This window comes from Parashewanella sp. 2210YD4-3 (assembly GCF_056591735.1).
In genome coordinates this window covers 58,881-72,190 of the sequence record NZ_JBWQOG010000013.1, presented here as the reverse complement: position 1 = coordinate 72,190, position 13,310 = coordinate 58,881, and the positions used below count along the sequence as shown (strand labels likewise).

The following is a 13,310-nucleotide window of genomic DNA, read 5'->3' as shown; positions in this document are numbered from 1 at the left end:
ATGTGTTTCAAAGGAAGTATTCTTGGTGGCTGAAGTAACAGCTTTTCAGCTTGTCTAAGCTGATCAAATGATGTTTGTTTAAAGTGTGGGATGCCCAGTTTCGTTTAAGAAGAACCGGCCATTGCTTGAGTTATTGATTACGACGCTCGTAGGCCGGAATATCAATAAAGTCATCATCGCCACGGTCAATGGCTTGTTTTAGCGCTGTTTTCTTTTCGCTACGTTCGGCCATGCTTTCCCCAAACACATGATGGTGAGCTTGCTCCATCAGTTCTAAGGCTTCTTTGTCGGTATAGATATTGAGCACTTTACCTGCTTGAAATAAGCCTTCAATGCGGGCTTTGAGCTCTGGATCAGTACGATTAAATTTAGCCTGCTCGAATAATTCTAATAATTGTGCAAAACAATAATCAATGTAATTTTGACGTCTCATTGTGCTCACTCAAAAAAGTAAAACTGATAGTAAGTTTAGCCTATCAAAACTGATTGTATTTTCTAGCTTTTTAATGACGAGCTGAACTTAATCGTTTAGTTTAACTCTATTGTTATCATTATGTTTCATTTAAAGGGATTTAGAATGTTCAAAAGTTTACTCATTGTGTTAGCACTCCTCAGCTTTCAACTTCATGCAGTGGAAACAGAGCCGCAAGCGAAAAAGCTCTTAGCGGAAAAAAAGATTGAAATGTTGATAAACGACATTAAGGACGACGCACCTTATGACGTCGCAAATTATAAAGTCATTGCCTTTAATCGGAGCAAGGAGTTTGACACTGCTATTGATTGGATTGATGCTCGTCTGCAAAAACTGCCAAAAGATAATAAAGAAGCACGGGCAAAAGAGTGGTTGTTAAAAGGTAATGTCTATGCCAATCAAGCCATGGATGCCAGCATTTTTACCGCCGCAAGTTATGCTTCTGACTGTTTAGAAAGCTATCAAAAAGCTCATGAGCTTGCTCCACATTTACTTGATACCAAAGAATCATTGATTGGTTTTTATAACAGTGCGCCAAGCTTTGTTGGTGGAGATAATGAAAAAGCATTAGCTCTGGCTTTAGAGCTTGAAAAAACACACCTTCTTGAAGGTGGTAGAGCCATTTTTGAGAGCTACAAAGGCATGGATGAAGATGAGAAGGCTCAAGCTAAACTGCAAGCTTTACTTACACAATATCCTCAAGATTTAACACTGAGATTGTTGGGTTCACGCTATTACTTTAAGCAAGAACGCTTTAAAGACAATCATGCTTTATTAATGGAATCGATAGGCATCAAAAAGCCCGAAGATGAAGAAACACAAGCGGTGTGGTATATCCTGCATTATGAACTTGCAAAGAATAGCATTGAATCGAAATTAGCCTTACCTAAAGCCATTGAAGCGGTGCAATTATTTCAAAGCGCTCCTAAGTATGTGACCGAATATTATGAGCAATGGCCTAAACTTCGTGAAGCTCAGCTTACCTTATTATCAGGCGATAAAAAGGCGGCTATTCAGCTTGCAAAACAAGCTCGCGCTGCCAGCGATGACAGTAAATTGAGAAAAAAAGCGAAACGTATTATTAAGCGAGGTAAAGTCTAGAGGCCGCTCCCAATTAGATTTTTGATTTGCTGCTGTTAATTTTTAGGTTAAACAAGGCGGAAAATGTGACGTGTAGTACTCTACACGAGCATTTGACAACGCAGTTTAAACAAAAAAGAAACGCAGCCCTTCGGGTTACACCTAAAATTTGCAAATTCTTCGTTACTCATCTTTCATTGACCGACATACAAAGCTGTCGTTACTGCGTTTAGCCCACTAAACTTCATTCTTCGTACCTTGATTTTGCAAATTTTAGGCTGTAACAAATCAAAAAATCTCTAATTGGGAACGGCCTCTAATCCCAGTATGTATCCCGTGGTGGCTTAAACTCAGTGATTGAGTCATCACTATGCAATACCGCAATTTTATTGGGTGCGCCATTTTCATTTAGAGTGACTAACCCAATACCACTATTATTGACTAAGCGTCGGCTGCGGTGGCCATTCGGGCGTCGACCTCGAAGCGACATTCGTTTACGTTTAGTGAACCAGTTTAGTGGTGAATAATGCCCGTAAAGCCAACCGTTGAGTTTATCAAACACGGGTAGTAACTTTTCTGGGAATTGATTTTTAATGCCACTGGAGCAGATCTGGTATATGTGTGCATCAAAATGGTCACACCGATGTTTAACATCATAAGCAAATGAATAATGAACATCGCCAGATAAAATCACAAATTCTTTGGGCGTTCGACGGTGGGCAAACATATTGAGTAAACACATGGCAGCACCTCGATGTGCCATCCAGTTTTCGGCATCCACCAACAAAGATAACCCACAAAATGTCGCCATACGCTGAATGGCCTCAATCAGCTTGACGCCAAAAATAGGTGCCGCTGAAACAATAATGACTTTTTCTTGATCAATAAGAGACTCTTGAAATTCCATTAAGGCTTCCCAATCCATCAAACCTGACGGTTTCGCCAAACTGTTTTCGCTGCGCCAGCGACGAGTACGAGTGTCGAGCACGATCACTTTTGGGGACGTTGCCAATTCATAGTGCCAACCTTCGAAGCGTAATACCGTTTGGATGGCACTTTGGTGTGTTTCTGGTGTTGGTTCAGTAAAAAATGAACTCAATTGCTTTTGTATCGATGCCAGCTTTTCTGGAGCGTTACCTAACCCTTGAAATAGCGCATAAGCGACCAGTGCATTGCCAAGAATTTGCTTGGAAAAGGGATGTTCATAAGCCGCTTGCTCCCATCGAGCACTGAGATTCCAATCATCGGTGACATCATGATCATCAAAAATCATATAAGTTGGAATATGAGCAAGCAGACGCCTAACAGACGTTAATCCTTGTTGAAAGGCTTGTAGTGCTTGCCACTCTTTCTGCCATTGCGCTTGATGCTTTGGTGATAAGCCCTCTAGTTGTTGCGGTACCTCGATACACTTCCATAATTCAGGTGACCAGATCAGTAAGTAATAAGCAATCATTTCACCAAGGCTCACTAAGTGATTGTGAGATAAGCGTGAAGTAAAAATTTCGTGCTTACTTCGCCACTTAAACAAGTGAAGTTCGGTCAAATATTCAGTCTCTGGCAGCAGTTGGCTATGGCGTTGATATAAATTATTGGCATCATAATTTAGCTCACGGCTCGAAGCGATTGGCGCTTGCGGAAAGGTTTCTTCTATTAATCCTAATTTTTCCACCACCTGAGCAATCGCCCATAACATTGGGCCTGCAATATCGTCGATGTAAACTTGATCGCCACTGAGCATGAGCAATGATGGTTGATTGTCAGTATTGAGAGAATCCGCTAATTGTTGTTCAGCCCTTACCAATCCATCGCCACTAGGGTGATGAGGATTTCGGCAAGAACCATGCAGTAATTGCTTAATGTTGGGCTTATGTACAAAATGTGGGGAAGAATGTTCTGGGTATACAAGCTTATCTATTGAAGCAAAAACAGACTCTCCTTGCTTTTCCAATAACTGATATTGAACCTGAGTGTCAGCGAGTAAAATATTGGGCTGATGTATCTGCAGCAAATATTGGTGAGCATGAGTGCCCAGTGGAATATGGTTGAGCTGTAACTCTGGCTCTGAAAATAACTGAACCTGCTCGTTAACGATTAACTGTAATTGAGGATTAATCAGTGGCTCACGAGTAACTAGCCATAAAGTGAAGTTATCAGAATCACATTTTCGTAAGATCGGGCCAGCGATCACCAACGGTAGCTCAGTTTGTTCAATCATTATAATGGTCTTATTAAGTGTTCCAGTAATACAAGCCAAACAATAGGGCAAAGTGCAGTAGCACTGTCATCCAATAGCGCCACATGAAACTGAATTTATTGAATTTATGCCGAAATCCATGTTGGCAAAATCGAGCAGTTAGCCATCCACCCAAGACACTCACTAGATGCAAATATTTTTCTGCTATTCTCCATTTACCATGAATGGCCGCGTGCTTGTCATAACCGTATAACGCTAAAGTAAGCATGTTAATCACGGCGTACCAACAGCCAAACAATATATAAATATTCATGTAATTAGCATACGGAAATCAAAAAAAACCGCAATATGTCTGCTGAATACAAAGTGCGAGGAGAGTAATCAACATCAAAGGATCGTCGACAATATTATGGTAGGCTTGAGCCATTAATGTATAACTAGGATTAAACCATGACTGCTGCAAAAATTGGGATTGTGACTGTAAGTGATCGCGCCAGCCGAGGCGAATATGAAGATATCTCAGGCCACGCCATTATTAATACGTTAAAAGAATATCTGACTTCAAGCTGGCAGCCTGTATATCAAGTGATCCCAGATGAGCAAGATCAAATCGAAGCCACACTGAAAAAAATGGTGGATGAACACGGTTGTTGTTTAGTGGTAACCACAGGAGGAACAGGGCCTGCTAAACGTGATGTGACACCAGAAGCGACAGAAGCCGTGTGCGATCGTATGATGCCGGGATTTGGTGAGCTAATGCGAGCTGAATCGTTAAAATTTGTGCCGACAGCCATTCTATCAAGACAAACCGCAGGGTTACGTGGTAGCTCACTTATTGTGAACTTACCGGGTAAGCCTAAGTCCATTCGTGAATGTTTGGATGCGGTATTCCCAGCTATTCCTTATTGTATCGACTTGATGGAAGGCCCATTTTTAGAATGTGATGAGCAAGTGATCAAGCCATTCCGACCTAAGGCTAAGTAATCTCCACTTTGTAAGAAAGAGAGAATAAGCAAACACTGAAACGCTGCAAGCCCATCCATGGGCGCTTGGCCTCGGCATTCATGTCTAGGACATTCAGCTTATTGCTTACCCTCTCTTAGCAAAATTCAATGAGCTGAAATCTAGCAGTACCTTAGTCGGTATGACGAAATACATTGATTGTATGCAGTGTAAAGTCTTAGCGCTTTTTAAGGCTCTTGACGAGTCGCTGCAATCACAATTTCACGAATACAGACATTTTGCGGCTGCTGGTAAGCGTAAGTTACAGCGCGAGCTACATCGTCAGAGGCAATGGCACCACCAATGCTTTGTTTCCACTCTTGATAACCGTCAACAATTTCTTTTGATGTGGTGTGGTTCAGTAGCTCAGTTTCAACGGCGCCTGGAGCAATGGTGATCACTCGCACATTAGAGCTTGCCACTTCTTTACGCACATTTTCAGAAATCGCATGCACCGCGAATTTGGTGCCACAATAGGCGGCATGATCATCGTAGCCTTTTCGTCCAGCCGTAGAGCTGATGTTGATGATGGTGCCTTCTCCTCGCGCTTTCATTGGCGCTAATACGGCTTGCATACCTGTTAATAAAGCTAGGACGTTTACATCGTACATGGCTTTAAATTCAGCAGGATCTTGAACATCAACTTGTCCAAGCAGCATGATACCAGCATTGTTGACGATGCAATCGGTTGGACCATAAACGGCTTCGGCCTCGGTGATTGCTTTTTTAAATGACTCTGCATCTGTCACATCGACTTTGGCACAAATGGTATTTGGCAGATTTAATGCTTCTAAACGCTCAATACGGCGTGCAATTAATAACAAAGGGTGACCGGCTTCGCTAAAACGTTTGGCGATGGCTTCGCCGATACCTGAGCTCGCACCTGTGATCACAGCAAGTTTTTTCATCTTGTTTCCTCAATTGGTTATTTTTTGTATTGAGCACATGATAGAGTGATAATCATTGTTGATATACAGCGTTTAGATCAAAAGACTGTTGCTATATGGCAACAAACAAGTGGGTGATTGATGCTTGAAAACATTAATGTACTAGACATAAAAGCGTTTCTACTGATTGCAGAAGAGGGGAGCTTCACTCAAGCTGCAGAACGCATGCAGGTGTCACGCTCTCATGTTTCTCGCCAGCTTGCTTCACTTGAGGCACAAATGGGCGTGGCGTTAATTGAACGAACGACACGTCGTCAGCGTTTAACAGCTATAGGTCAGCAATTTTATGCTAGTTGCAAACAAGCGTTTAGTACTATGGAGCAAGCGGTTCAGCAAGCTGTGGATGGTACAAATGATCTAAGAGGCAGTATCTATGTGAATAGTGTCGGCGGCTTGATTGGTGAAGAATTGGTGGCGGATTTAGTCACTCGCTTTCTCAATAAGTTTAAAGATATTGATGTGGAGTTAGATTTCAGCAGTCATCGCATTGATTTAATAAAAGACCAATTTGATGTTGCATTTCGAATGGGCGAGCTTAATGATGCTGGATTTGTAGGGCGTAAAATTGGTGACATTGAAGTCAATATCTTTGCCAGCCCTGAATATCTTAAACAACATGGGAAACCTCTTCATCCTCAAGAGCTGCAACAACACACCTGCTTGTCGGGTTCAATCTCTCAGTGGCGATTTGAATCGGCAGATCTTACTCAATCTTCGGCAGAAGTGAATGTAGAAGGGCGTCTTCGATGTAAAAGTGGTCGCGCTTTACTTCAAGCGGCAATTCAACATCAAGGTATTGTGCGTTTACCTACCTTGTATTGTCAGCAAGCACTAGAAAATGGCGAACTCGTGCCTGTCTTTGATGGTTGGCATATTGCATCGGTACCATTGCATTTGATCTATCATAAAAGTCACTATCAACCTCAACGGTTACGCACTTTTATTGATTTTGTAGTGAATGAGTTTGAGAGAAAGTCGCTAAGCTAATCGAACTTCAAACTATCTTTAGGACACCTTTTAAAAAGCTGCTAAAATAAGCGGCTTTTTTTGTTTGTGGCTTTTCTGTCGTTAGGGGTGTTATGCAAGTCGAATCCACATTATTTACTTATCCAAAATACTGGGCGGAATGCTATGGTACAGCGCCGTTTTTGCCTATGTCTAAAAAGGAAATGGATAAGTTAGGCTGGGATAGCTGCGACATCATTATTGTGACGGGCGATGCCTATGTCGATCACCCAAGCTTTGGTATGGCGGTGATCGGGCGTATGCTCGAAGCGCAAGGCTTTAGAGTGGGGATCATCTCTCAACCGGATTGGTCAAACAAAAACGATTTTATGAAGCTGGGTAAACCCAACCTGTTTTTTGGGGTAACGGCTGGCAACATGGATTCGATGATCAATCGCTACACCGCCGACAGAAAAATCCGTACTGATGATGCCTATACTCCCAATGATGAAGGCGGAAAACGTCCTGATCGTGCGGTAACCGTATATACCCAACGCTGTAAAGAAGCGTTTAAAGGTGTCCCAGTGGTGATTGGTGGTATCGAAGCCAGTTTGCGCCGGATTGCTCACTATGATTACTGGCAAGATAAAGTGCGCCGCAGCGTGTTGATGGACTCAAAGGCTGACATTCTCATATACGGAAATGCTGAACGCCCCTTAGCTGAAGTCGCACATCGTTTTGCCAAAGGCGAAACCATAGCCGATATGCAAAACATTCGTGGTACAGCAGTAATGCGTAATCAGCCTTTACCAGAATGGAAAGGCATGGATTCACGCAAAATCGATCAGCTGCATAAAATTGAGCCTATCCCGAATCCGTATGGCGCTGATGATGTTGGTTGTCAAAATTTATCGGGTCCGTCTGATGCCAAGGTGTTTGATCCATCTAAACCTAAAGCCATTAGTGTGCAGCCACCACGGCCTAAGCCGTGGGAAAAAACCTATGTGTTACTGCCGTCTTTTGAAAGCGTGTCTGAAGATAAATATCGCTATGCGCATGCTTCTCGTATTTTGCATCAAGAGCAAAACCCGGGCTGTGCTCGTGCCTTGTTTCAAGTGCATGGTGAGCGTGGAGTATGGGTTAATCCGCCAGCGTGGCCACTGAATACTGATGAAATGGATGCGGTGTTTGATTTACCGTATCAGCGCGTACCGCATCCTGTGTATGGCAAGGCCAAAATCCCAGCTTATGACATGATCAAAACGTCCATCAATATCATGAGAGGGTGTTTTGGCGGCTGTTCATTCTGCTCTATCACCGAGCATGAAGGGCGCATTATTCAAAGTCGCTCTCAAGACTCGATCATTCGTGAAATTAAAGACATTCAAGACAAGGTGCCGGGTTTTACTGGCGTGATTTCCGATCTTGGTGGACCAACGGCGAATATGTATCGCTTGGGTTGTACCAGTGAAAAAGCCGAAACCACCTGCCGACGATTGTCGTGTGTGTATCCGTCCATTTGTGGTCACTTAGGTACCGATCATAAACACACCATTGATTTATATCGTGCAGCACGTAATGTTCCGGGTATCAAAAAGGTGTTGATTGCGTCTGGGGTTCGCTATGACTTAGCGACAGAAGATCCTCGTTATGTGAAAGAATTAGTGCAACACCATGTGGGCGGTTACCTAAAAATTGCCCCTGAACATACCGAAGAAGGCCCGTTGTCGAAGATGATGAAACCGGGCATGGGCACTTACGATAAATTCAAAGAGCTGTTTTATAAATACTCGCAAGAAGCGGGTAAAAAACAGTATTTGATCCCTTACTTTATTTCAGCGCATCCGGGTACTCGCGATGAAGATATGTTGAACTTGGCTTTATGGCTAAAATCACAAAAATTTAAGTTAGATCAAGTACAAAACTTTTATCCGTCACCGATGGCGAATGCCACCACCATTTATCATACTGAGCTAAATTCACTGAGAAATGTGAAGCATGATAGTGAACAGGTGATGGTGCCGAAAAAAGGACGCCAGCGCCGTTTACACAAAGCCTTATTGCGCTACCACGATCCTGCAGGTTGGCCGCTGATCCGCGAAGCATTGATCAACATGGGGCGTGAAGATTTAATTGGTAATGGCGTCACTCATCTGGTGCCGTCCGAATCACAGCAAGGGCGAAGAAGACAATCGGATCACAATAAAGGCGGGCAACGGGCGTTAACGCGGTTTAGCAAAGATCAGTTTAATTCGAAGTCGAGTAAAGGTAAGAAAACCAAGCAAACTGGGTCAAAGCCCTTTAAAGCAAAAAGCCATAACAAATCCAAACCCGTTACAGTAGGACGATAGCATGGGATTAGTGTGTTCACATTGTCATAAGAATATGTCGATTGCCAAAATCGCGGAAACGCGTGGTGAAGGCTTAGCCTCGCACATTCGTTGTTATCACTGCCAAGCGTGGTTAGGGAAAAGCGTGCGTATTGCTAGGCTAAAAATGCTGAGTTTTTATCTGTTCGCAGGCTTGCTTGTCATTGGTTATTTTGTCGAACGGTTTGAGACGCTGAGTTTTATGTTCGCTGGAATGATGGCAATGGTATTGATGATTAGTCATTTTATGGATCAACTGCAAACCATTGAAGCGCCTGAGCCTGAAGACGTGTCTGATCAACTGAAAAAGTATCGTTGATGACGAATGCTGTTAAGCATCGCCGAATATTCATTGGGATCATGTGTCCTGATAATATTTGGCAGCCTTGGCAGCAACGGCTCGCACCTTTGGGTTATAGGTCACTACTGAGACAAGCCCACATTACTTTGGCTTTTTTAGGTGAGCTAACCGACACAGAATTAGCTGAGGTCAGTAAAAAACTTGGTGATATCCAAGTGCCAAAATTTATCCTGAATGTGACTGGTGGAGGCTATTTCTCGCTTAAACGACAAACCATTTTATGGGCGAAAGCGAGCCCTAATTCTCATTTATCTCTGCTTAGAGAGCAAATCGTAACAGCCCTAAAGCCACTAAATTTACAATTTGAAACGAAATTTGTCCCGCATATTTCACTGGTAAGAGCTGCGAATCTAGATTCAAATGCTTGTCAGGTTTTTTTGAGTCAAGTAAATGATTTAACGTTTTATTTTGCGGTAGACACCTTTGGTCTTTATGAGTCTATGCCGAATAACACTGGCTCCAAATACCGCTTGGTCACACAATTTTCATTAAAATAATATTGAAATTGTTACAACGTATCATTTAAACTCGGCAGCAGATCTTAGTTAACTCAAGCATTGAACCGTGACAAACCATCAAAGGCATCAACATAAGTGGATAATATGGCTCAGTGCCGTACTTCTGCTGTTGTCTGCGATCGGCTCAGCGCACGTTCACGCTCAAAACTATCCTGATAATGATGGATTTGCCGAACACTGTACTTTGTGTTTTCACCATCACCAGCTGCAACATTCCATCAGTAGTTCGATTCCATCTATTGGTATCTCAGTTCAAACGTTCATTGAAACTGAGCAAACCTTTAACCCTCATTCAACTGAGTTTGTTTCATTTTTCAGTGCACGTGCTCCGCCTTTATAACTCCTGATTTTCTAACCAATTGTGTTTGTTATGGGCGACGATTTCCCGAACGCTAGACGAGACCATGTGTTTTCTTGCTTTCGTTATGCATGATGTTGTCAACCCCACGCTATGCATTACGAGCCTTATTTCGTTGCGTTGTCGTCCATTGTTTAAAAATTAAAGTTATAAAAATCAGCCTGTTATAGTTTTGGCTGAGCATGGAGTTATGTATGAAATTCTCAAAATCGGCACTGTTTATCGCGTTAGCATCAGTTTCAATGGCAAGTGCTGCACAAACCAATCAAAATAGTTTGGGTAAAAATATCAATATCAGTTCGGTGCTGACAGGTAACTATCAGTCGGCTGATAAAGCGTTATCTGAACGTGAAAAAGGCTTTAGCTTAGGTGGTTCTGAGCTGGCGATCAGTGGCTTTATCGATGATTCACTTTATGGAAAATTTACTACGGTTTTACACGACCATGAAGGCAAGATGGAAGTTGAGGTAGAAGAAGCCTTTATTCAGACGATGTCATTGCCAGCAGGTTTCAGTTTACGTGGTGGTCGTTTCCTTTCAAATATCGGTTACTTAAACAATCAACATACTCATACTGATGCCTTTGCCGATCGCCCTGCGGTTTATCGTGCGCTATTGGGTGATCACTATTTTGATGATGGTTTACGTTTGGACTACCTAGCGCCAACGGAACTCTACTGGACAATGGGTGTTGAAGCCTTCAAAGGTAAGAAATTCCGTGCAGAAAATGACGAAGTAAAACCAAAATCAACCGGTGTGTATACCGCTTATACCAAAATTGGTGATGATATCGGAGACAGCAGCTCTTGGCAGTTAGGCTTTAGCTACATCAATAACCAAAATGGTCTTACCGCACTTGAGCATCATGAAGAAGAACATGATCACGATCATGAAGATGAAAAAGAGCATGCTCATGAGGCTGAAGGTGAGCACGGCCATGAAGATGCACACGGTCATTCACATGCCGCTAAGTATACTGGTAAACACATTTACGGTGTCGATGCCGTTTATAAGTGGGCACCAAAAGGGAATTACAAATATCAACATCTAACGGTAACGGGTGAGTACTTTAAAGCGACGGATTTGTTTGATGCAGAAGAGCACCAAGACGAACTCGACGATTTGTCTCATAACGGTTGGTATGTCAGCAGTGTATATCAATTCTCACCAAACTGGTCAGCAGGTTTACGTTATGGTGAAGTAACAGTCCAAGAAGCCCATGAAGATCATGCTGATGAAATGAAACTGAAAGAATCTGAGTTCCAAGTGTCTTACCATACTAGTCACTTCTCAACGATTCGCTTACAGTACTCTCATCAAGACGGTACAGGTGAATTAAAGCCTGTTGATGAAAACAGCATTACATTGCAATTTGTGGTTGCATTAGGAGCTCATGGTGCGCACCAGTTCTAAACTTATATTGATGACGCTGCTGTGCTTTGGCAGCGTTCAATCGGCAGTGGCAAAGCTAAATGTCTTTGCCTGTGAGCCTGAGTATAAGGCGTTAATTCATGAATTAGCGCCTGAAGTTAAGGTATATTCTGCGACCACGGCGATGCAAGATCCGCATATGATCCAAGCACGCCCTAGCTTGATTGCTAAGCTAAGACGTGCTGATTTGTTGGTGTGTGCTGGTGCTGAACTGGAAGTGGGTTGGTTACCGATGCTGCAAATGAAAGCAGCGAATTCCGCTGTGCGCAACAGCAACACAGGGCTATTTTTTGCAGCCGATCACATCGACACCTTAGATAAACTGCAACGTGTTGATAGAAGTATGGGAGATGTCCATGCTCAGGGTAATCCGCATATCCAATTTGATCCGTATCGATTGTTACAAGTTGCAGACGCTTTACATCAGCGCATGATCAAGCTTGATCCTAAACATCAAGCAGAGTATCAGCAAAACTTTGAGGCGTTTAAACAACGTTGGACTCAAGCAATTAAAAACTGGGAACAAAAAGCAGCACCTTTGAAGGGCAAGCAAGTCATCGCTTATCACTCGACGTTCCGTTATTTGTTTAATTGGTTGGGTATAAAGCAAGTGGGGGATTTAGAGCCAAAGCCGGGTTTACCGCCAAGTTCGTCTCACTTAGCGAGCTTGTTGTCTATGAGTAAGAAAGAAGCGATCAGTGCGATTGTGGTAACGTCTTATCAAGACACCAAAGGGGGAAAGTGGTTGTCCAATAAAACCCAGATTCCACTCTTACAGCTGCCCGCTTCTGTTGGCGCTAATGAAACCAAAGATTTATTCCAGCTTTACGATGCTGTGATTGCTGATCTAATCGGAGCTATCCGCTAATGGACAGCACATTATTGCTCATTCTGTTGCCAGCGCTTGCCGCTGGCATCTTGGTATTATCTACTCATGTTTTGCTTGGTCGGCAAGTGCTTAAACGAGGGATCATCTTTATTGATCTCGCGATTGCGCAGGTAGCGGCACTGGGTGCAATAATGGCAAAAACCGTGCATGAATTTGAGCACTTACCTTATGCCAATTTGTTGCTGCCTTTGCTATTTGCCCTGTTGGGTGCTGCGATTATTGCTTGGCTGGCGAAGCGTTTTGCTGATGAACTTGAAGCCATGATCGGCTGTTTGTATGTGATGGCAGCAGTACTCGCCATTCTCTTATTGACCAATAATCCTCATGGAGCGGAATTACTCAAACAGCTGATGGATGGACAAATCCTTTGGGTGGATTGGCCACAGTTGCTATTACCCTCATTAGTCTATGCAGCTATTTTGTTGTTGCTCTGGTTGAAACCTCAGTTGCTTACAGGTAGTAGCTTTTATCTATTGTTTGCTGTTGTGATCACCTTATCGGTTGAGTTAGTTGGGGTTTACTTGGTATTCAGTAGCTTGATTTTACCCGCGCTGGCTGTGAATAAACTCAAAACCCGCCATGCTTTGCTGATCGCCTACGGCGTGGGTATCGGTGGCTATCTTGCAGGTTTACTCTTTTCAGCAACATGGGATTTACCCAGTGGTGCCGCCATTGTAATGTGCTTAATGGTTATGGGGATGCTGGTTCGAGTGTTTACCAGAAAAGCGGTAATATAAAAAAG

Annotated in this window: 13 protein-coding genes and 1 pseudogene; 10 read left to right on the top strand and 4 right to left on the bottom strand. The window is 43.0% G+C overall.

Features of this window, described 5'->3' with window-relative positions:
• Positions 1-130: 130 nt before the first annotated feature.
• A complete protein-coding gene (locus tag AC1EU0_RS16780) occupies positions 131-433 on the bottom strand; it encodes a hypothetical protein (protein WP_480303717.1) in 303 nt (100 codons plus the stop codon).
• Positions 434-577: 144 nt separating this feature from the next.
• Between AC1EU0_RS16780 and AC1EU0_RS16775 the strand changes: the two genes are divergently transcribed.
• Positions 578-1,573 carry a hypothetical protein gene (locus AC1EU0_RS16775; protein WP_480303716.1) on the top strand — a complete coding sequence of 332 codons (996 nt, stop codon included), beginning with the start codon at positions 578-580 and terminating at the stop codon, positions 1,571-1,573.
• A gap of 295 nt (positions 1,574-1,868) precedes the next feature.
• Here AC1EU0_RS16775 and AC1EU0_RS16770 read toward each other — a convergent pair whose 3' ends face one another.
• On the bottom strand, positions 1,869-3,770 hold the full coding sequence (locus tag AC1EU0_RS16770) for an alkaline phosphatase D family protein (protein WP_480303715.1): 1,902 nt from the start codon (positions 3,768-3,770) through the stop codon (positions 1,869-1,871).
• Between the two features lie 13 nt (positions 3,771-3,783).
• A complete protein-coding gene (locus tag AC1EU0_RS16765; RefSeq protein WP_480303714.1) occupies positions 3,784-4,062 on the bottom strand; it encodes a DUF1294 domain-containing protein in 279 nt (92 codons plus the stop codon).
• Positions 4,063-4,199: 137 nt separating this feature from the next.
• On the opposite strand from AC1EU0_RS16765, the gene mog reads away from it, so the two are divergent.
• Positions 4,200-4,733: a molybdopterin adenylyltransferase gene (gene mog, locus AC1EU0_RS16760; protein ID WP_480303713.1), complete on the top strand. Its 534-nt coding sequence runs from the start codon at positions 4,200-4,202 to the stop codon at positions 4,731-4,733.
• Between the two features lie 206 nt (positions 4,734-4,939).
• On the opposite strand, the gene AC1EU0_RS16755 is transcribed toward mog, so the two are convergent.
• On the bottom strand, positions 4,940-5,659 hold the full coding sequence (locus AC1EU0_RS16755; RefSeq protein WP_480303712.1) for an SDR family oxidoreductase: 720 nt from the start codon (positions 5,657-5,659) through the stop codon (positions 4,940-4,942).
• Between the two features lie 120 nt (positions 5,660-5,779).
• On the opposite strand from AC1EU0_RS16755, the gene AC1EU0_RS16750 reads away from it, so the two are divergent.
• The 8 genes and pseudogenes from AC1EU0_RS16750 (at position 5,780) to AC1EU0_RS16715 (ending at position 13,305) form a co-directional block, all read left to right on the top strand.
• Positions 5,780-6,685, top strand: coding sequence for a LysR family transcriptional regulator (locus AC1EU0_RS16750; RefSeq protein ID WP_480303711.1), 906 nt, complete (start codon positions 5,780-5,782; stop codon positions 6,683-6,685).
• A 92-nt stretch (positions 6,686-6,777) separates the two neighbouring features.
• Positions 6,778-8,958: pseudogene (locus AC1EU0_RS16745) on the top strand (YgiQ family radical SAM protein); the annotation flags it as partial.
• 37 nt (positions 8,959-8,995) lie between these two features.
• Positions 8,996-9,331 (top strand): hypothetical protein, encoded by a 336-nt coding sequence (locus AC1EU0_RS16740; RefSeq protein ID WP_480303710.1) that lies wholly within the window; start codon positions 8,996-8,998, stop codon positions 9,329-9,331.
• The gene (thpR, locus tag AC1EU0_RS16735) at positions 9,331-9,870 is read left to right on the top strand and encodes an RNA 2',3'-cyclic phosphodiesterase (protein ID WP_480303709.1); all 540 of its coding nucleotides are present in this window, start codon (positions 9,331-9,333) and stop codon (positions 9,868-9,870) included. Before AC1EU0_RS16740 ends, thpR begins: the two co-directional genes overlap by 1 nt.
• Positions 9,871-9,937: 67 nt before the next feature.
• Entirely contained in the window at positions 9,938-10,231 is a 294-nt protein-coding gene (locus tag AC1EU0_RS16730) for an ABC-type zinc uptake system zinc chaperone (protein WP_480303708.1), read from the top strand.
• 212 nt (positions 10,232-10,443) lie between these two features.
• Positions 10,444-11,661: a hypothetical protein gene (locus AC1EU0_RS16725; protein ID WP_480303707.1), complete on the top strand. Its 1,218-nt coding sequence runs from the start codon at positions 10,444-10,446 to the stop codon at positions 11,659-11,661.
• A 10-nt stretch (positions 11,662-11,671) separates the two neighbouring features.
• The gene (locus AC1EU0_RS16720; protein ID WP_480303791.1) at positions 11,672-12,547 is read left to right on the top strand and encodes a metal ABC transporter solute-binding protein, Zn/Mn family; all 876 of its coding nucleotides are present in this window, start codon (positions 11,672-11,674) and stop codon (positions 12,545-12,547) included.
• Positions 12,547-13,305 (top strand): metal ABC transporter permease, encoded by a 759-nt coding sequence (locus AC1EU0_RS16715; RefSeq protein WP_480303706.1) that lies wholly within the window; start codon positions 12,547-12,549, stop codon positions 13,303-13,305. Before AC1EU0_RS16720 ends, AC1EU0_RS16715 begins: the two co-directional genes overlap by 1 nt.
• Positions 13,306-13,310 lie beyond the last annotated feature (5 nt).

Coding starts and splice junctions, on each gene's coding strand:
- AC1EU0_RS16765 (WP_480303714.1), bottom strand. CDS start 4,062: ATGAATATTTATATATTGTTTGGCTGTTGGTACGCCGTGATTAACATG.
- AC1EU0_RS16775 (WP_480303716.1), top strand. CDS start 578: ATGTTCAAAAGTTTACTCATTGTGTTAGCACTCCTCAGCTTTCAACTT.
- AC1EU0_RS16740 (WP_480303710.1), top strand. CDS start 8,996: ATGGGATTAGTGTGTTCACATTGTCATAAGAATATGTCGATTGCCAAA.
- AC1EU0_RS16715 (WP_480303706.1), top strand. CDS start 12,547: ATGGACAGCACATTATTGCTCATTCTGTTGCCAGCGCTTGCCGCTGGC.
- AC1EU0_RS16725 (WP_480303707.1), top strand. CDS start 10,444: ATGAAATTCTCAAAATCGGCACTGTTTATCGCGTTAGCATCAGTTTCA.
- AC1EU0_RS16720 (WP_480303791.1), top strand. CDS start 11,672: ATGACGCTGCTGTGCTTTGGCAGCGTTCAATCGGCAGTGGCAAAGCTA.
- AC1EU0_RS16770 (WP_480303715.1), bottom strand. CDS start 3,770: ATGATTGAACAAACTGAGCTACCGTTGGTGATCGCTGGCCCGATCTTA.
- AC1EU0_RS16755 (WP_480303712.1), bottom strand. CDS start 5,659: ATGAAAAAACTTGCTGTGATCACAGGTGCGAGCTCAGGTATCGGCGAA.
- mog (WP_480303713.1), top strand. CDS start 4,200: ATGACTGCTGCAAAAATTGGGATTGTGACTGTAAGTGATCGCGCCAGC.
- AC1EU0_RS16780 (WP_480303717.1), bottom strand. CDS start 433: ATGAGACGTCAAAATTACATTGATTATTGTTTTGCACAATTATTAGAA.
- AC1EU0_RS16750 (WP_480303711.1), top strand. CDS start 5,780: ATGCTTGAAAACATTAATGTACTAGACATAAAAGCGTTTCTACTGATT.
- thpR (WP_480303709.1), top strand. CDS start 9,331: ATGACGAATGCTGTTAAGCATCGCCGAATATTCATTGGGATCATGTGT.